The organism is Erythrobacter sp. HL-111, from assembly GCF_900105095.1.
In the GTDB taxonomy this organism is placed as follows: Bacteria; Pseudomonadota; Alphaproteobacteria; order Sphingomonadales; family Sphingomonadaceae; genus Erythrobacter.
In genome coordinates this window covers 1,122,947-1,140,772 of sequence record NZ_LT629743.1, presented here as the reverse complement: position 1 = coordinate 1,140,772, position 17,826 = coordinate 1,122,947, and the positions used below count along the sequence as shown (strand labels likewise).

Here is a 17,826-nt window from a genome sequence, read left to right as displayed (position 1 = left end):
GGACGCGCGCTTCAGGTGGGTGGCGAGCGCCCGATGCGGCGGCGCCCGTGCGGGATCACCGGCAATCCTCGATCACGCGGCTGACCTCGGCATGGCTGGGCAGGTAGAGCGGCGGCGTCCCCTCGACCTCGAGCGCGAAGCGTCCCTTGGAGAGCGCCATCGCATCGAGGATCGGATCGTTTGCCGGGATGAACACCAGCCGATCGGCCGCGCCCCCGCCGGGGCGGGCGACGAATTCACGTTCCGCCGTTTCGGTCCTGATCCGCACCTGGGGGGTCTGGTTGTCGGGTGCCGCGAAGACCCCCAACATGATCGCGCCGGAGCCGAAGCTGCATGTCAGGCCCATTCCCCCGTCCCTGGGATCGGCCAGTTCGAAGAAGGCGACCGAACGTGACTGCGACCGGCGATAGCCCCATTCTCCCGGCGTGGCGGGTGCGTCCATCCAGTTCTCGGGGGCCGGTGCCGGAGTCGGACTCGGGACCGGTGTCGGAGACGGCGAAGGCGTCGGGGAAGGCGCCGGAGCCGGCCGGGCCGCCGGCGTGGGGGCCGGGGCGGGCGCGGGCGTCGGGGCGGGGGCGGAAGGGATGCAGGCGGCGAGCGCCAGCGTGGCGGCGATGACGGGCAGGGCAGCTTTCATGGCCGCACTTTGCGCGCTAGGGCATGGGCTTGTCCATGCCGGAAACGCCGCCCCCTTCCTCGGCTCGCCCCGCGAGGCCCGCCAAGCGCCGCGTCGACCACCTGCTGGTCGAGCGCGGGCTCGCCGAAAGCCGCACGCGCGCGCAAGCGCTGGTGATGGCGGGGCTGGTGTTCGCGGGCGAGGCGAAGGTGGACAAGCCCGGCCAGCAGGTGCCGCAGGACGCGGCGATCGAGGTGCGCGGGCGCGATCATCCCTGGGTCAGCCGCGGCGGGATCAAGCTCGACCATGCGCTCGACGCTTTCGCGATCGACGTGCAGGGGGCGGTGGCGATGGACATTGGTTCATCCACCGGTGGCTTTACCGACGTCCTGCTGGAAAGGGGCGCGGCGCACGTCTTCGCGGTCGATTCGGGGACCAACCAGCTCGCCTGGAAGCTGCGGCAGGACCCGCGCGTGACCGTGCTCGAACGGACCAGTGCACGCATCCTCACCCGCGCCGAGATAGACCGGGAATGCGATCTCGTGGTGTGCGATGCGAGCTTCATCGCGCTGGCGAAAGTGCTCGAACGCCCGCTGGAACTCGCCGCGCCCGATTGCCGGGTGGTCGCTCTCATCAAGCCGCAGTTCGAGGTCGGGCGCCACGAGGTCGGCAAGGGCGGGGTGGTCCGCGATCCGGCGCTGCACGAGCGCGTCTGCGGCGAGGTGCGCGAATGGCTCGGGACGATCGGTTTCGCGGTCGAGGGAATCGTGACGAGCCCGATCACCGGGCCGCAGGGCAATGTCGAATTCCTGGTGAGCGCCCGGCGAGGTCGAACGGGCGGCTGATCGGGCGGCCGATCGGGCGGACCGGCGCGCGGCCGCGTGGATGGCCGCAACGAAAAAGGCCGGCGGCAGCGCATCGCTGCCACCGGCCCTTTCGTCAGCCCGAAGGCCGGACCGATTATTCGGCCGGAGCTTCTTCTTCGGCGGCTTCTTCGGCCGGAGCTTCTTCGGTCATGCCTTCTTCGGTCATGCCTTCTTCGGTCATGCCTTCTTCGGCCATGCCTTCTTCGCCCATGTCCATGCCTTCCATCTCGCCTTCCGGCGCCATTTCGGTTTCTTCGACCGAGGTGGTGTCGGCTTCGGTGGCGGCGTCTTCAGCCGGCTCGGCGCAGGCGGCGGTGAGAGCGAGGGCGCCGGAAACGGCGATCAGCGAGAAAAGGTTGGTGGTCTTCATTTTCGTGTTCCCCTAATCGGCCCCTTGACCGGGGCCATGATTTTGGATTGGGACGCGCGTGGGATTTCCTGCCGCATAGCGCCCCGAATCGCGGCAAGAATGCGGCGTGAGTAGCAGAATGCGCCCGCCTTGCTAACCGAAATCGTCATAATTTCGCCTCATTTCACCTTGCGTCCCCCGAAACGCGCAGGGGATGTCCGGTTTCGGGACAGCCGCGCGCCGGGCATCGTCGCGGTTCGGGCGGGTGCGATTGGCCTTCGCCCCGTGCTTGTGTATCGCGCGATGCCTGGGCAGTGGCCCCGGCATAGGCAGGGCGACTCGCGCGAGAGGCGGGGACGAGGGGCGGCGCAGCCCCCGCCCGCCGGATCGGCGGATCGCCGGGAGAGGTGATGCATACACTCGCTTCGAAAGGGCAGTTGCGCACAAGCTTTTTGCGCTGGTCCCTGTTCTTCGTTCCGCTGATCGTGCTGCTCGGCTTCGTTTCGGGCGAGATCGGCGGGGCCGACACGCCATGGTTCGCCGCGCTCGAAAAGCCCGCGATCTTCCCGCCGCCGGCGGTGTTCGGGATCGTGTGGGGGGTGCTCTACGTCATGATCGGGCTCGCCAGCGCGCTGGTGGCGAGCGCGTGGGGCGCGCGCGGGCGGGCGCTGGCGCTGGGCGTCTTCGCGCTGCACTTCATCGGCCCGCTCGCCTGGACGCCGGTGTTCTTCGGGCTGCAGGAAATGCGGATCGCGCTTTACGTGCTGGGCTATTCGGTGGTCAGCCTGCTCTTCGTCGTCGTGCTCTATTGGCGGGTGCGCAAATGGGCGGGGATCCTGCTCCTGCCCTATCTCGCCTGGGCGAGCTTCGCCGCGGCGCTCAACTACCAGTTCATCGCCGAGAACCCGGACGGCGGCCCGGCGAACCCGAGCGGGGCGATCGAACGCTTCGACCTCGGCGCGGAGTGACGCGTAACCGCTGGACAAACGGCGCCCTCGCAACCAAATAGACGCCATGCAGAGCCAGAACCCGATCATCGCCGACTTCGTCAAACTCGCCAACAGCGCGGCCGGTACCTTTGCCGGCATGAGCCGCGAGGCGCGCGACAATGCGCGCGAACGCCTGCGCGAGGCGATGGGCGGCATGGATTTCGTCTCCCGCGAGGAATTCGACACGGTCAAGGCCATGGCGCAGAAGGCGCGCGAACAGGCCGACGCGCTCGAAGCGAAGGTCGCCGAACTCGAGGCGAAGCTCGCCGCGAAGTGACCGGCTGAGGCGCGCGCGTCATGCACCTGCGCGCGCCTGCCATCCTGCTCGCCGCGCGCGCCCATGGCGAGAATGCCGTGATCGCGCGGCTGATGACCGAACGGCACGGCCTTGTCGCGGCCTATGTCGCCGGAGGACGCGGACGGCGGATGCGGCCCGTCGTCATACCCGGCAACCGCGTCGCGCTCGAACTTTCCGCCAAATCGGACAGCCAACTGCCCTTCGCCCGGCTCGAACTCGAGGAAAGCCGCGCCCCCTGGATGACCGAGCCGCTGCCCGCCGCGGCGATCCAGTGGGCCTGCACGCTCACCGCCTCGGCCCTGCCCGAACGCAATCCTTACCCCGCCCTGCACTGCGCGCTCGACGGGCTGCTCGGGGCGATCTGCCATGCGCGCTCGGCGCGCGGCTGGCTCGGCGCGATGGTCGCCTACGAGACGCTGCTGCTGCGCGAGACCGGCTATGGCGCGCCGCCGGGCGAGGCCGCCCCGCCGCTCGATGCGCCGCTGGAGCAGCAATTCGCCGCCTTCCGCGCGCTGCACGGGCCGATGGGGCGGCACGCCCTTGCAGGAAGCCCGGGCGATGGTATGGCCGCGCGCGTCCTCCTGGGCGAACGGCTTGCCCGGATGGTGAGGTGAGGGGCTGTTGAATGAAAATCGCGGTGCTGCCCGGCGACGGGATCGGTCCTGAAGTCACGCGCGAGGCGGTGCGCGTGCTCGAAAGCCTTGCCCTGCCGCAGCTCACCCTGTTCGAAGGCGATGTCGGCGGGATCGCCTACAGGCGCCACGGGCACCCGCTTCCGCAGGAGACGCTGGAAATGGCCCGCGCCGCCGATGCCGTGCTGTTCGGCGCGGTGGGCGATCCGTCCTGCGACGGGCTGGAACGCCATCTGCGGCCCGAACAGGCGATCCTCGGCCTTCGCAAGGAGCTGGGCCTGTTCGCCAACTTGCGTCCGGCCAGGGTGTTCGAAGGGCTCGAACACCTTTCGCCGCTGCGCCCCGAAATCGCGCGCGAGCTGGACATCCTGATCGTGCGCGAGCTTACCGGCGACGTCTATTTCGGGAAGAAGGGCGAGCGCACCACGGATTCGGGCGAGCGCGAGGGCTGGGACGAAATGGCCTACAGCGCCCCGGAAATCCGGCGCATCGCCCATGTCGCCTTCCGCGCCGCCAAGGCCATGGGAGCCGGGCTGACGAGCGTCGACAAGGCCAACGTGCTCGAAACCAGCCAGGTCTGGCGCGACGTGGTGAGCGAGGTCGCAGGCGGTTACCGCGAGGTCGAGCTTTCCCACATGTATGTCGACAACGCCGCGATGCAGGTGATCGCGCACCCGGCGCAGTTCCGGGTGATGCTCACGGGCAACCTGTTCGGCGACATCCTGTCCGACCTCGCCAGCGCGGCGGTCGGTTCGATCGGCCTCCTGCCGAGCGCCTCGCTGGGCGAACGGCAGACGGGATACGGCACTTTCGGCCTTTACGAGCCGATCCACGGCAGCGCGCCCGACATTGCCGGCGAGGGCAGGGCGAACCCGATGGCGACGATCCTGTCGGCGGCGATGATGCTGCGCCATTCCTTCGGCCGCGAGGAGGACGCCGCGCGGATCGAGGCGGCGGTGGCCAAGGCGCTCGCCGACGGGATCCGCGGCGGCGACCTCGGCGGCGATCACGGCACCGAGGCGATCGGCGCGGCGGTGCGCGAGCGGCTCTGATCCGCCGCGGGCGCCATGCTCCAACTGGCCATCATCCTTCCGACGCTCAACGAGCGCGGCAATCTCGCCCCGCTGGTCGAGCGGATCGAGGGCGCGCTCGGGCCGGAGGGCTGGGAAGTCCTGATCGTCGACGACGACAGCCGCGACGGCACGGCGGACGAGGCGCGCGCGCTGGCGCTGACCGACCGGCGGGTGCGGGTGATCCAGCGGATCGGGCGGCGCGGCCTGGCGAGCGCGGCGATCGAGGGGTTCTGCGCCACCGCCGCCCCCTATGCCGCGGTGATGGACGCCGACCACCAGCACGATCCCGCCCTGCTGCCGCCGATGCTCGCGGCGCTGAAGGCGGGAGAGGCGGACGTCTGCGTCGCCAGCCGCTTTGCCGAAGGGGCGAGCACGGCGAACTGGGCGAACCCGGAGCGCGAGAAGCTTTCGGGACTTGCCAACCGCATCGCGCGCTCCCTGACCGGCGTGGAGCTGACCGACCCGATGAGCGGCTATTTCATGCTGCCGACCGCGACGGCGCGCGCGCTCGTCCCGCGCCTCTCCGGCATAGGTTTCAAGATCCTGCTCGACCTTCTCGCCACTTCGGACAGGCCGCTGCGCGTCAGGGAATTCCCGCTCGATTTCGCGGCCCGGCGCGAAGGGGTGAGCAAGCTCGACCGCGCGATCCTGTTCGATTTCCTCGCCGGGCTCTACGACAAGACCATGGGCCGCCTGATCCCCACCCGCTTCGCCCTGTTCGGCACGGTCGGCGCGCTGGGCGTGATCGTCCATTTCGCGGTGCTGACCGCGCTGCTCTTCGTCTACGAGGAAGGCTTCACGCTGGCGCAGGCTCTCGCGGTGCTGGTGGCGATGAGCTTCAACTTCTGGCTCAACAACTGGCTGACCTATCGCGACCAGCGTCTGCGCGGTGCGGGTGCGGTTCTGCGCGGCTGGCTGGGTTTCTGCGGAACCTGCGCGGTGGGCGGCTTCGCCAACGTGGCGGTGGCGACGTTACTGGAGAGCCAGGGGGTGTTCTGGGCGCTCGCCGCGCTCGCGGGCATCCTGATCGGGTCGGTCTGGAACTATGCCCTGTCCAGCCGCTTCGTCTGGGGACGGTTCTAGCCTCTCTTATTCACGGCGATGCGGTTGGGCGCCTCTCGGCGCGAGCTTGACGCCACTGCTGCGTGCGGCGGCGTAGAGCGGGCGTGCGGCACCGCTGGCGTCTGTTTCACCGCGCTGTGATCGATGGGCTTTTCTGGTTGAAGGACTTGGCTCGGGGTTTCTGCGGCACTGCCGCGCCCGCTACGTCGGCGCAGGCTTGAGCGCGAGAACGATGGCACGCATCAGATCGGCATCGGGGCACGCAGAGGCGAACGCTACGCGGATTCGGGTGGCGCTTTCCATGACGCGGGCAGCAACCTTGAGCAGCCGCAGGCGCAGGGTCGTAAACTCGGCTTTTGCCAGAGCGGTGGTCTTTGGGATCGCCTGCTGAACGCGCCACAGCAGCCAGTAGGCAGCGGTGTGCAGGATCAGGCGCATCTGGTTGGCGTTCGCCGACCGGCACGAGGTGCGGTCACTGGCCAGCTGGGTCTTGTGCAGCTTGATCAAGTTCTCGGCCTGCCCGCGCGCACAGTAGAGCGTGTCATAGATGTATTCAGCCGAGCCTTGGGTTAGCGATGTGACGACATAGCGGATATCCATGCCCAGCGTGCTGGCCTCGATCCTGGCGACGACGCGGCGCTGGCGGTTCCAGCTCTTCGCGCCGTAGCGGGTCTCGGCATAGCTGCGCAGGACCGGGAGTTGGCACTCGGCGCGGCGGACCGCGCAGGCATCGGCGGCAGTGACGATAACCGGATCAGCGCGCAGCGCGGCGTTGGTCGGCAGACCGAACACGTAATCGACATGGGCCGCCTCGCAGAAGGCCATGACCTCGGGCCGTCCATAATGCCCGTCACCGCGGATGGTGATGTGGGTATCAGGCCAGTGGCGGCGAAGATGGCGCACCAGACGCCGGATATGCCCTGCCGCCTCCTTGCCAGAAGGCGTCTTGCCCGTGCGCAGCAGCATCGCCACCGGCCGGCCCGTTGCCGTGTCGTAGACATGGATCGGCAGGAAGCAGCGCTCCCCATGATGTCCGTTCCAGAAGGAGAGTTGCTGATAGCCGTGCACGACGTCGCAGGTGTCATCGATATCCAGCGTCACCGCCGCCGGCGGAGTGGGGTAGCTGGCGCAGTAGATGTCGATCATGATCCCCAGCATCTTTGCCAGCTCGCGCGTGCTCGGCGCATTCTCCCAGCGGCTCATCGTCGGTTGGCTGGCCAACCCCGCACCCGATCCCGGCAGCTTGCCCAGCGCAAGGCGGAAGCCCGGATCATCGCGCAGAGCGTCGAGATCATCGGCATCCTCATAGCCGCAGGCGATCGCGAACATCCGCGCGCGCAGGATATCTTCAAGCCGATGAACCACCCGAGCAGGATCGCGCGGATCGGCAATACACGCCGCAAGCCGCTGGCAGAGCCCCATCATGCGCTCGGCCTGAGCCAGCACCAGCACCCCGCCATCCGAGGTCAGCCTGCCGCCGTCAAACGCAGCTGTGACCTTCTTGCCGCGCACTGCTGGAAACGAAAATACGGACGCGCTATCATCGCATCCGGCGGGTGTGGTCTGTGGCATATTTTGCCCCGTTGCAGGTCTGGCTTAAGCAACCACATTCCTACAACAATGCAAATGCTTACGCCACTCCCGCCAACCCGTCAGACCACTGCCGGTGAATAATCCGGGCTAGGAGTGTGAGCTCCTGCGAAGGCAGGAGCCTCGGGCGGCCTTGCGCCAACCGGCATGAGGTCCCGGCGTTGGCCTTTCGGCCTGCTTCGCGTCCGCCGGGACTCGCGCGAGGGAGCTAGCGCCAGCCCGAAATCCACGTCCAGTCGGCGAAGCTCATCGGGCCGTCGAGCGGCGCGGCGCTCAGCACCTTCCAGAACAGTGCGAAGACACCGATGCTTCCCAGCGGCACCGCCCAGCCGAGCCAGCGCAGGCGTTCGACCTGCCGCAGGTCGGACAGCGACAGGGCGAGGGCGGCGAGCAGGAACACGCTCGGCATCATGTAGTGATAGTAGAACTGCACCGGCTTGGGCGCGATGACCCACAGCCCGAGGCTCGCCGCATAGCCGACCACCACGCCGACCCTGGCCCAATCGCGCCGCCAGACGCCCGTGACCATGCACCACACCAGCGCGAAAAGCCCCAACAGCATCGTCAGCGGATTGCCGATCAGCAGCACCCCGCGCTGCGCCCCGTCGGCGTATTCGTAGAGATACCAGATCCCCCGCGTGTTGGTGATCCATTGCGGCCAGGTGCTCTGGTAATTGTGCGGCGCCATGACCGAGGCCTGCAGTTCGACGATTTCCCGGTGCAGCTCGACCAGGCCGAACGGGAACAGGTGCCCCTCCAGCGGCGAGGGGCGCAATGGCGCGCCCAGCCAGTAGCCGGGAAGGAAGGTCAGCGCATAGACGGTGAGCGGGACGAGGCCGAGCCATGCGAAGGCTTCGAGCAGGCTCACTCCCGGCACGGGGATCCCCCTGCGGCTCATCAGCAACCGGCGGCGCCCGGCGGCCAGACGCGCGGCGAAGAAGGCCAGGCCCGGCAGCACGGCGAGCGGGACGGCGTTCCACTTCGCCCCGAGCGCGCAGCCCAGCGCGACCCCGCACAGCGCCAGCCGCCAGCGCCCCGTTTCGGGCTCGCGTGCGGCGGCGGCGAACTGCCAGGCGGCAAGGGCGAGGAAGGCCGCCATGAAGATGTCGAGCATGGCGATGCGCGAGTGGACGAAGAGGTGGAAACCGCTCGCCAGCAGCACGCCGAAGGCGATGCACGCATGGCGATCGAAGCTCGCGTGCCACAGCGCCCGCATCGCCGCCCCGACCGCGAACGTGCCCGCCAGCAGGGGCATGATCCGCCAGCCGAGCGGCCCGTCGCCCAGCAACCATATGCCGAGCGCGATCAGCTCCTTGCCGAGCAGCGGGTGCTCGCGGTTCAGGTATTCCCCGCCTTCGAGCAGGGCGCGCGCGGCGGGAAGGTAGTGGACCTCGTCGAAGAAGGGTGCGGTCGGGATTGCCAGCCGGATGCTCGCGAGCGCGGCGAACAGGACGGGTATGGCGAGGCACCAGCCGAGCGGGTCGCGCGGGTGTTCGGGCGGGCCCGTCATGTCGGGGCGGGCGGCGACCGGCGGAGAGGCGACCTCGTGCATGGCTGGGCCTGCGCTTACGCAAGCGCCCGGCGCTTGCCAAGCGGGATCAGGCGGCGCAGCGGCCTGCGTCGGCCGCGGGCCGCCCCCGGATCCCGCGCGCGGGCCTTCTCGCCAGCGGCTTGTAAGCCCGCGCGCCACCGCCTAATCGCCGTTCCCATGAAGAAGACGACCGGCATGGACCGCAAGGTCACGCAGAAATGGCGCCCCGCGACGCAGGCCGTGCGCGGCGGCACTTGGCGTTCCGAACAGGGCGAGACGAGCGAGGCGATGTTCCTCACCTCGGGCTATTCCTACGACGACGCGCAGACCGTCGCCGATCGCTTCGCGGGCGAGGCGGCGGGCATGACCTATTCGCGCCTCCAGAACCCGACGGTCGCCATGCTGGAGGAGCGCATCGCGCTGATCGAGGGGGCCGAGGCCGCCCGCGCGCAGGCGAGCGGGATGGCGGCGATGACCGCGGCGCTGTTGTGCCAGCTTTCCGCCGGCGACCACTGCGTCGCCGCGCGCGCCGCCTTCGGTTCGTGCCGCTGGCTGGTCGATCAGCTGCTGCCCCGTTTCGGGATCGAGACGAGCGTGATCGACAGCGCCGACAACGCCGCCTGGGAAGCGGCGATCAGGCCGAACACCAAGGTGTTCTTCTTCGAAACCCCGGCCAATCCCACGCTCGACATCGTCGATCTGCAATTCGTCTGCGACCTCGCCCGCGCTCATGGCATCACCACCGTGGTCGACAACGCCTTCGCCACGCCGGTGCTCCAGCGCCCGATGGAATTCGGCGCCGACGTCGTGGCCTACAGCGCGACCAAGCTGATGGACGGGCAGGGCCGGGTGCTGGCGGGGGCGATCTGCGCTTCGCAGCAGTGGATCGACGAGGTGCTGATGCCGTTTCAGCGCAACACCGGGCCGACGCTTTCGGCCTTCAACGCCTGGGTGGTGCTGAAAGGGCTGGAAACGCTCGAACTGCGCGCCCGCCGCCAGAGCGAGAATGCCGTCGCGCTGGGGCGCTTCATGGAGGAACGGATCGAGGCGGCGGGCGGTCGGATGCTCCATCCGGGCCTTGCGAGCCATCCGCGCCATGCGCTCGCGCTGCGGCAGATGGACGCGACCGGCCCGATCTTCGCCTTCGACGTGGGCACGCGGCAGCGGGCCTTCGCCCTGCTCGACGCGCTCGAGCTGATCGACATCTCGAACAATATCGGCGACGCCAAGACGCTGATGTGCCACCCGGCCTCGACCACCCACGCGAACATGGGCGACGAAGCACGCCGCGAGATGGGCGTGACGGACGGCCTCGTCCGGATCAATGCGGGGCTCGAGGATATCGCCGATCTTGTCGAGGACATGGACCGGGCGCTGAGTGCGGCCGGGCTCTAGCCGGCCGGCAAGGGGCCGGGGCCGCCCCCGTGCCTCGGTGAAGAGAAGGGCGGACCCGGCCCGCGCACATGACGGCTGCACGAGGCAGGACCGCCCGGAAACGACCAATCGGGAACGGTGCCGTTAAGGGCCCTGGATGGTCCCGAGGACCTGCCCTTCCTCACCCCTTCGCGCCTAAGGAAGTGCGGAAGAATTCGGGTAACGCGGCATCAACCACGAAGCGGCGCGGCGCGCGGGTTGTGCATTGCAGCATGAACCTCTACCGCAAGGCGCGCCTTTCATCGCCCCGCTGCCTTCACGCGGGGCTTCCAGAGATTCCCGGACATTTTCGCCCCATGACCCAAGCCCGCTCCCTCGCAGCCCGGCTGCGTGCCGACTGGTTCGCCCAGCCGCGCGCCGACATCCTCGCCGGCATCGTCGTCTCGCTCGCGCTGATTCCCGAGGCGATCGGATTTGCGCTGATCGCGGGGGTCGATCCGAGCGTCGGGCTCTACGCCTCGGTCGTGATCGCCATGGTGATCGCGTTCACCGGCGGACGGCCCGGCATGATCTCGGCCGCGACCGCGGCGGTGGCGGTGGTGGTGATCCCGCTGGTGAGGGAGCACGGCGTCGAATACCTCTTCGCCGCGACCGTGCTGATGGGCGTGTTCCAGGGCATCGCGGCGCTGCTGCGGCTCGACCTGCTGATGCAGTTCGTCAGCCGCAGCGTCATCACCGGCTTCGTGAACGCGCTCGCGATCCTCATCTTCATGGCGCAGATCCCGCAGCTTACCGGCGTGGGCATCGAGACCTATGTCATGGTCGCGGCGGGGCTTGCGATCATTTACGGCTTTCCCAGGATTACCAAGGCGGTGCCGAGCCCGCTGGTCGCCATCCTGCTGCTGACGGGCGCGGCGGTGTGGTGGGGCCTGCCGGTCAACACCGTCGCGGGCGAGGGCGAACTGCCCGACGGCCTGCCGTTCTTCCGCCTGCCGGACGTGCCGCTCACGCTGGAGACGCTGCGGATCATCGCGCCCTATTCGCTCACCATGGCGGCCGTGGGCCTGCTCGAAAGCCTGCTCACCGCGCAGATCGTCGACGACATGACCCACACCGACAGCGACAAGCGCCGCGAATGCGCCGGACAGGGCGGGGCGAACATCGCCGCCGCGTTCTTCGGCGGGATGGGCGGCTGCGCGATGATCGGGCAGTCGGTCATCAACGTCGCGAGCGGCGGGCGCGGGCGGCTGTCGACCTTCACGGCGGGCGCGTTCCTGCTGTTCCTGCTGACCGTTCTGGGCGACTGGGTCGGGCGGGTTCCGATGCCCGCGCTGGTCGCGGTGATGATCATGGTTTCGATCGGGACCTTCTCGTGGAACTCGATCCCGAACCTGCGCCGCCACCCGCCCAGCTCGAGCGCGGTGATGATCGCCACCGTGGTGGTGGTCGTATGGACCCATGACCTCGCCCTCGGCGTGCTTGTCGGGGTGCTGCTTTCGGGCATCTTCTTCGCCGGCAAGGTGCGGAACCTGTTCGATGTCGAGCGGGTGCGCCGGCCCCATTCGGCGGTCTATGTCGTCACCGGCGAGATCTTCTTCGCCAGCGTCGACAAGTTCATCGCCAGGCTCGGCCCCGAAAGCGCCTACGAGGATGCCGCCCGCCATGTCGTGATCGACGTTTCGAGGGCGCATTTCTGGGACATCTCGGCGATCGGAGCGCTGGAAAAGGTGGTCGAGCGGATGCGCCGCAACGGGCGGCACACGCGGGTCGTCGGATTGAACGCGGCGAGCGCGGACCTGTTCGACAAGTTCGCGCTGGAGGACCGGACCGGGCTGGAACTGGGACTGGCGCCGCACTGACCTTCGCTGCGGGCGGCCGCCCGGCCTTGCGGCGCTGCGCGCCGGGTGCTGTTGCCGCCGTCGTCGGACAGTGTAATCGGGCGGCGTCAATCCGAGGGAGCATCCGCATGGGCAAGTCCGCCGAACTGGTCTTCGATTTCGTCAGCCCCAACGCCTACCTCGTCTGGTGGCCCTTGCGCGACCTGTGCCGCCGGCACGGGGCGGAGCTTGTCGTCACCCCCGTCTTCCTCGCCGGGATGCACCGCATCACCGGCAACGCCCCGCCGATGATCCGCGACAGGGACGTGCGCGGCAAGAACGCCTACGCCCAGCTCGAAATCGACCGCTTCATCGCCCGGCACGGCCTCACACGCTACCGGCTCCACCCGCAATTCCCGTTCAATTCGATAGGCCTGCAGCGGATGCTCCTCGCCGCCTGCGAGGACGGGCGCGGGGTCGATTTCGCCGAGAGCCTCCTGCGCGCGATCTGGGAGGAGGGGATCGACCTCGCCGATGCCGGGGCGCTGGGGGAACGGATCGCGGCGGCGGGGTTCGATCCGCAGGCCCTTTCCGAACGCGCGCAGGACGAGGGGCTGAAGCAGCGCCTCGCCGCCAGCACCGACGACGCGGTCGAACGCGGCGCTTTCGGCATCCCGACCATCTTCGTCCCCGCGGGCAGCGGGCGCGAATCGATGTTCTTCGGCAAGGAAAGGCTCGACCAGGTCGAAGAGGCGCTCGCCGCCTGACGCCGCAGGGCCTGGGCACCGCTCCCGCCCGGGCATGGGCGCGTTGCAAATATGCCATTTGTCAAAGTCATCGGGACCCGCGGCCAAAATCGCGCGTTAGGCCCCTTGTGAGCGAGGCGGGAATCGTTACCTTGGAGCCATCATGAAAGAGCTGTTCCAACACGCTGCCATAACCGACGGGGTCACCGTCCGGGTCGCCGTCAATTTCCTGCCGGAGCAATCGCATCCCGAGGCCGGAAAATGGTTCTGGGTGTATCACATCCGGATCGAGAACGGCTCTCACGAAACCATTCAGCTGCGGACCCGTCACTGGCGGATCACCGATGCGCGCGGGATGGTGAACCATGTCGACGGCGAGGGCGTGGTCGGCGAACAGCCCAGGCTCGCCCCGGGCGAAAGCCATGATTACGTGTCGGGCTGCCCGCTGACGACGCCGCACGGTTCGATGGAAGGCTTCTACACCTTTGCGCGTGCCGACGGATCGCCGTTCGAGGTGCGGATCCCCTTCTTCCCGCTGGCCGCCCCCGAAACGGCCGACGGGCGCTCTTCCGCCTGACGCCCGGGATGCCGGGGGCGGGGCGGCTTGCGCGGTCCTGCGCCCCCCGCTAGGCGCTTGCCCCCGTGAAGCGCACCCATCTTCCCCTCAATGCCCTGCGCGTGTTCGACGCGGCGGCGCGGCACCTGTCCTTCACCCGCGCGGCGGACGAACTCGCCGTGACCCCCGCCGCGGTCGGCCAGCAGATCCGCGCGCTGGAGGACCATCTCGGCGTGGTCCTGTTCCGCCGCACCTCGAAGGGGCTCGAACTCACCCCCGAAGGCGCGGCCGGGCTCGACCCCTTGCGCGAAGGCTTCCTGCGGTTCGAGGAAAGCGTGCAGGCGATGCAGGTCGGGCAATCCTCCGACCGCTACACCATCGCGAGCCCCCGCGAATTCTACTCCGTCTGGCTCGCGGCGCGCCTCGCCGCGTTCCAGGCCGGGCGGCCGGGCATCCAGTACATTCTCGCCCCGGGCGAGGAGACCGATTTCACCGAGGCCAATCTCGACTGCGCGGTGCGCCTGATCGACGCGCCGGGCGATCTCGAGGGCGTGCGGCTCACCCCGGCCAAGCGTGTCACCGTCGCCGCCCCCGGCGCGCGCCCGGAAACCCGCGACGCGTGGATCGACTGGCCCGGCGCCGCCCTGCCCGAAGGCATCTCACCCTCCATCCGCGCGGCCAATCCGGGTCAGGCGCTCTCCAGCGTGCTCGCCGGGATGGGCCGCACCATCCTGCCGCTCGCGTTGGCCGAAGCCGCGCTCGCGGACGGCCGGCTCGAAGCGCTGGCAGGGCCGCAGGACGCGCGCCGCGCCTACTGGCTGGTCGCCCCCCTGCCGCAATGGCGCCAGCAGAAGGTGCGCGCGCTGGTCGAGTTCCTGACCGCATGAGCGCCCCGATCCGCGCCGTCCCCGAGATCGAGACCCCGCGTTTTCGCCTGCGCGGCCTGCGCCGGTCGGACCTCGCGGCGCTGTTCCCCACCATGTCGGACGAGGCGAGCGCGCTCTATCTCACCCGGCCCGCCTTCGCCTCGCACACCGACCTGTGGCAATGGCTCGCCGCGCCCGGCTGGCCGGGGCGCACCTGGATCGCCGAAGACCGGGAAAGCGGTGACGTCGCGGGCCGTTTCGTCGCGGTTCCTGCGGGGCGCGAGGGTGTCGAGGAGATCGGCTACATCACCTGCCTGCACCGTCAGCGCGAAGGCGTCGCGCGCGAATGCACCGCCGCGCTGGTGCGCCATCTTTTGCTTGCCCCGGCTTCGCAGGGAGGCGGCGCGCGCAAGATCGAGGCCGTGGTCGACACCCGCCACGCCGCCTCGATCCGCCTGCTCGAAACGCTCGGCTTCACCCGCGAGGCGCATTTCCGCGAACACGAGGAAACCCATGCCGGGATGTGCGACATCTATGTCTTTGCCCTGCTCGCGGGCGAGGCGGACCGGCTGCCCGCCTGACCGCGCCGGTCATTGCCCCCCGCGGCGCCGGACGATTCGGCGGCGCGGGTGAGGTTCGCGACCGCGAGATCGACCGCCCGGTTCCCCCAGATGTTGAGCGCGATGCCGTCGCGCAGCCTTTCGGCATTGGCGCGGGCGAAGGCCGGATCGCCGAGCGCGCGGTGCAGTATCTCGATCGTCGTCATCTCGCTCCCCGCCGTCGCCGGCGTCTGCGGCCGCGCGGCGAGCATCCGCGCGCTTTGCAGATCGTTCGAGGCGAGCGCGGCGACGAGCATGTAGAAATGGTGCATCGTATCGGCCGCGGGGAGCGAGGCGATCTGGGCGCGCAGTTCCTCCGCGGTGAGGCCGATCTCGTCTTCATCGTCCGGGCAGGACGGCGCCTCGGCATCGATCAGCGCGCGCAGGGTGGGGAAGTTCGCCCCCTGTTCGAAAGCGATCCTGAGATTCGATCGCGCTGCCTCGCACTTGCCCTCCGCCAGCAGGACCTTGCCCGCGATCGCGTTGGCGAAGGAATTGTACGGGTCCGCATCGAGCGCGAGCTGCAGGTCGCGCCAGGCCGGGCCGGATGCGCGGATCGGCTCGCCCGCGCGGCGCGCGGCCTGGTATGCGGCGAAGGCGCGGCGCGCGCGGAAATAGGGGACGTAATCGCTGTCCGGGTGGCGTTGGATGCAGGTGTCGACGAGCTGCGCGACCTCGCCGCCGGCGGCGCGGCGGTTCTCGATCGTGAGGAAGCAGGCGAACCCGCTTGCGAGCGGATCGCCCAGTGCCGCGCGCCGATCCTGCGCGAGCGCGCCGGTGGGCGAGGTGATGTGGGTGAGCGCGAGACGCAGCTGCCGGGCGAAGCGTTCGGGCCGGGCGGGGTCGTGTTCGATCAGTTCGTTGAACAGCGTCCTGCCGGCTGAATTGGTGAAGCTGACGAAGGCCTCGAGCTTGCTGCCCGGCTCCTGCATGAAGCTCAGCGTGAGGGTGTAGTCGGCGTCTTGAGCCTCGGCGGGCGGAACGGTGTCGGAGACGAGCGAATAGGCCAGCAGGATCTCGGTGACGCGCACCGCGAGCAGCGCCGTGTCGCGATCGGCGTCGCCGTTGCCGTCGAGCCCGGTGAGATCGGTCCGCAGGACGATCGCCGGCTTGTCGAGCGCGCTCGGCGGCAGGTCTTGCGTGGGCTCATCCATCCGCCAGGCGAGCAGCCCGGCGACCGCGATCGCCATGACGGCGACCAGCGCGGCGACGAATGCGCGACCGCTCCGGCGGCGGCTCGCCGTGCTTTCGGCCAGGGCTGGGGCGGCGTTCCCGTCGGCCGGCGCGGCGGGCGGCTGGGAAAGGGCGGGCGCGGGCGCCGTGCCGGGGGGCGCGGCGGCGGCCTTGTCCCCCTGCTGCGGGTCGGCACCGGTCGCCGCGAGGCGAAGCTCGTACTGCCCCGGCTCGATCATCAGGCGGTGCCCGTCACGCGGCTGCGTGCGGGCGTAGTAATGGTCGAGACTGTTCCTCAGCCGCGAGACCTGGACGCGCGGATAGCTGTCGTTGGCGAGATCGAAATCCTCCCGCTTGCCGAGCGCCTCGACCGCGATCTCGTACTGGGTCGGCCCCGGCCCCCCGGCGAGCGCGCGCTCGACGAGGTAGCGCAGGAGCTTCGCCTGCGTGGGAGAACGCCGGAAAACCGGATCCTCGAGAACGCGCTGCTCCTCCCGGCGCAATTGTTCGCCGAAAGTCATCTGCGTGAGCCTGTATAAGCCACGGACACCGACTGACCGGTTAAGGTCTTGTTAGGTTTTCGTGTAACGGCAATACCTTGGCAAAGGCATTCTGCGACCCGTCACTGCGTAACGTTACATATACCGTGTGACACTCGTTTAAGCAAGAACAAAATCGCATCCTTGGCCAATGAAGCGGTCGTTGTCCGGCATCTGCTGCATTGCCATCTCGTCCCTGTTCTGCGCGGGTGCGAATGCGAAGGCAGAGGATGCCGGCGGGGTTTCCAACCCCCCGCCAGCGACATCGAACGCTTCTGCGCGAGTTCTTCCGGGCGAGCGGCTGAACTGGTCCTCGGCCCCGCCCGGAAGGCCCTATGCACACGACACCAAGGGTCGCGCCGACGTGTCTCATTCCAGGGTTGCACGCCGTTCCGGGGGGGACGGCGGGAGGGAGGTTACGTTCTATGTCGATTTCTCATGACGGCGAAAGCCGCGCGCCGTTCGCTTGCGGTTCGCACGACGACAAGGTTTCGTTCGGCGAAGCGACTGATTTCCAAGACGAAACGCCCTCCGTCCCGCCACCCCCCGAACGCCGCGCCGACCGCCGCGTGGTGTCCGCATTCCGCCCGGGCTGCGTGCTCAGCAATGGTCGGATGCTGCTCGGCATCATCCGCAACCTTTCGTCCGGCGGGGTCATGATCGAGCTCGACGAGCCGATCGAGCCGGGCACCCGCGTGCGCTATTTCTGGGACGAGACCAACGTCATCGACGCCGTCGTCGCCTGGGTCGACGGGCGCGCCCACGGGCTCGAGAACGCGGCGGACGCGCGCCCCTTCGCGAACCCCTTTCCCTACCGCTCCGTCCGGGTGCCCTGCGCCATGCGCGCCGAGATCTTCGCGGGCGGCATGTGCCATTTCGCCGCGCTGGAGAACCTTTCGCTCGGCGGGATGCGGGTGAGCGGGTTCAAGGCCCCGGCGGGCGTCCTGCTCACCGTGCGCCTGGGCGGGGTCGAGTTCGCCGGCGCGAGCGTGCGCTGGTCGCAGCGGGACGAGACGGGCATCCGCTTTGCCGCCCCGCTCACCCGCGCCCAGCTCGCGCGGATCCTCACCGGCATGAGCGAGACCGCGGACCTGCCGGAAGACCGCGCCGCGCGCGCCTGGAGCGATTTCTGAGGCGGGGCAATCCCCCG

General features: G+C 69.1%; 18 protein-coding genes. 13 read left to right on the top strand and 5 right to left on the bottom strand.

Going from position 1 to position 17,826, the window contains the following annotated elements; genetic code table 11:
• Positions 1 to 55: 55 nt before the first annotated feature.
• Entirely contained in the window at positions 56 to 442 is a 387-nt protein-coding gene (locus tag BLU08_RS05445; protein ID WP_157674459.1) for a hypothetical protein, read from the bottom strand.
• A 230-nt stretch (positions 443 to 672) separates the two neighbouring features.
• Here BLU08_RS05445 and BLU08_RS05440 point away from each other — a divergent pair, with 230 nt between their 5' ends.
• Positions 673 to 1,461 carry a TlyA family RNA methyltransferase gene (locus BLU08_RS05440; RefSeq protein WP_090201056.1) on the top strand — a complete coding sequence of 263 codons (789 nt, stop codon included), beginning with the start codon at positions 673 to 675 and terminating at the stop codon, positions 1,459 to 1,461.
• Positions 1,462 to 1,576: 115 nt separating this feature from the next.
• Here the strand turns inward: BLU08_RS05440 and BLU08_RS05435 are convergent, their stop codons facing one another.
• Positions 1,577 to 1,852: a hypothetical protein gene (locus tag BLU08_RS05435; RefSeq protein WP_090196405.1), complete on the bottom strand. Its 276-nt coding sequence runs from the start codon at positions 1,850 to 1,852 to the stop codon at positions 1,577 to 1,579.
• A 389-nt stretch (positions 1,853 to 2,241) separates the two neighbouring features.
• On the opposite strand from BLU08_RS05435, the gene BLU08_RS05430 reads away from it, so the two are divergent.
• From BLU08_RS05430 to BLU08_RS05410, 5 genes are read left to right on the top strand one after another with little or no spacing between them, the layout of a single operon-like run.
• On the top strand, positions 2,242 to 2,799 hold the full coding sequence (locus BLU08_RS05430; protein WP_090196401.1) for a TspO/MBR family protein: 558 nt from the start codon (positions 2,242 to 2,244) through the stop codon (positions 2,797 to 2,799).
• A 46-nt stretch (positions 2,800 to 2,845) separates the two neighbouring features.
• On the top strand, positions 2,846 to 3,097 hold the full coding sequence (locus BLU08_RS05425; protein ID WP_090196398.1) for an accessory factor UbiK family protein: 252 nt from the start codon (positions 2,846 to 2,848) through the stop codon (positions 3,095 to 3,097).
• A gap of 20 nt (positions 3,098 to 3,117) precedes the next feature.
• The gene (locus tag BLU08_RS05420) at positions 3,118 to 3,732 is read left to right on the top strand and encodes a DNA repair protein RecO (RefSeq protein ID WP_090196396.1); all 615 of its coding nucleotides are present in this window, start codon (positions 3,118 to 3,120) and stop codon (positions 3,730 to 3,732) included.
• Positions 3,733 to 3,743: 11 nt separating this feature from the next.
• Positions 3,744 to 4,802, top strand: coding sequence for a 3-isopropylmalate dehydrogenase (gene leuB / locus BLU08_RS05415; protein WP_090196394.1), 1,059 nt, complete (start codon positions 3,744 to 3,746; stop codon positions 4,800 to 4,802).
• A gap of 15 nt (positions 4,803 to 4,817) precedes the next feature.
• On the top strand, positions 4,818 to 5,906 hold the full coding sequence (locus tag BLU08_RS05410) for a glycosyltransferase family 2 protein (protein WP_090196392.1): 1,089 nt from the start codon (positions 4,818 to 4,820) through the stop codon (positions 5,904 to 5,906).
• 180 nt (positions 5,907 to 6,086) lie between these two features.
• On the opposite strand, the gene BLU08_RS05405 is transcribed toward BLU08_RS05410, so the two are convergent.
• Together BLU08_RS05405 and BLU08_RS05400 are read right to left on the bottom strand one after the other, a co-directional pair.
• On the bottom strand, positions 6,087 to 7,457 hold the full coding sequence (locus tag BLU08_RS05405; RefSeq protein WP_090193770.1) for an IS1380 family transposase: 1,371 nt from the start codon (positions 7,455 to 7,457) through the stop codon (positions 6,087 to 6,089).
• 226 nt (positions 7,458 to 7,683) lie between these two features.
• Positions 7,684 to 9,027: a phospholipid carrier-dependent glycosyltransferase gene (locus BLU08_RS05400; protein WP_233996099.1), complete on the bottom strand. Its 1,344-nt coding sequence runs from the start codon at positions 9,025 to 9,027 to the stop codon at positions 7,684 to 7,686.
• Between the two features lie 156 nt (positions 9,028 to 9,183).
• Here BLU08_RS05400 and BLU08_RS05395 point away from each other — a divergent pair, with 156 nt between their 5' ends.
• The 6 genes from BLU08_RS05395 (at position 9,184) to BLU08_RS05370 (ending at position 14,946) form a co-directional block, all read left to right on the top strand.
• Complete coding sequence (locus tag BLU08_RS05395) at positions 9,184 to 10,401, top strand: PLP-dependent aspartate aminotransferase family protein (RefSeq protein ID WP_090196390.1); 1,218 nt, start codon at positions 9,184 to 9,186, stop codon at positions 10,399 to 10,401.
• Positions 10,402 to 10,736: 335 nt separating this feature from the next.
• Positions 10,737 to 12,239: a SulP family inorganic anion transporter gene (locus BLU08_RS05390; RefSeq protein WP_090196389.1), complete on the top strand. Its 1,503-nt coding sequence runs from the start codon at positions 10,737 to 10,739 to the stop codon at positions 12,237 to 12,239.
• Between the two features lie 107 nt (positions 12,240 to 12,346).
• The gene (locus BLU08_RS05385) at positions 12,347 to 12,964 is read left to right on the top strand and encodes a 2-hydroxychromene-2-carboxylate isomerase (RefSeq protein ID WP_090196388.1); all 618 of its coding nucleotides are present in this window, start codon (positions 12,347 to 12,349) and stop codon (positions 12,962 to 12,964) included.
• 142 nt (positions 12,965 to 13,106) lie between these two features.
• A complete protein-coding gene (apaG, locus tag BLU08_RS05380) occupies positions 13,107 to 13,520 on the top strand; it encodes a Co2+/Mg2+ efflux protein ApaG (RefSeq protein ID WP_090196387.1) in 414 nt (137 codons plus the stop codon).
• Between the two features lie 65 nt (positions 13,521 to 13,585).
• Positions 13,586 to 14,386 (top strand): LysR family transcriptional regulator, encoded by an 801-nt coding sequence (locus BLU08_RS05375; RefSeq protein WP_090196386.1) that lies wholly within the window; start codon positions 13,586 to 13,588, stop codon positions 14,384 to 14,386.
• A complete protein-coding gene (locus BLU08_RS05370; protein ID WP_233996098.1) occupies positions 14,383 to 14,946 on the top strand; it encodes a GNAT family N-acetyltransferase in 564 nt (187 codons plus the stop codon). The genes BLU08_RS05375 and BLU08_RS05370 overlap by 4 nt, the downstream gene beginning before the upstream one ends.
• On the opposite strand, the gene BLU08_RS05365 is transcribed toward BLU08_RS05370, so the two are convergent.
• Positions 14,898 to 16,658, bottom strand: coding sequence for a hypothetical protein (locus BLU08_RS05365; protein ID WP_090196385.1), 1,761 nt, complete (start codon positions 16,656 to 16,658; stop codon positions 14,898 to 14,900). The two genes, BLU08_RS05370 and BLU08_RS05365, sit on opposite strands and share 49 nt — an antisense overlap.
• A gap of 353 nt (positions 16,659 to 17,011) precedes the next feature.
• On the opposite strand from BLU08_RS05365, the gene BLU08_RS05360 reads away from it, so the two are divergent.
• On the top strand, positions 17,012 to 17,809 hold the full coding sequence (locus BLU08_RS05360; RefSeq protein ID WP_090196379.1) for a PilZ domain-containing protein: 798 nt from the start codon (positions 17,012 to 17,014) through the stop codon (positions 17,807 to 17,809).
• The last annotated feature ends 17 nt before the right edge of the window (positions 17,810 to 17,826 follow it).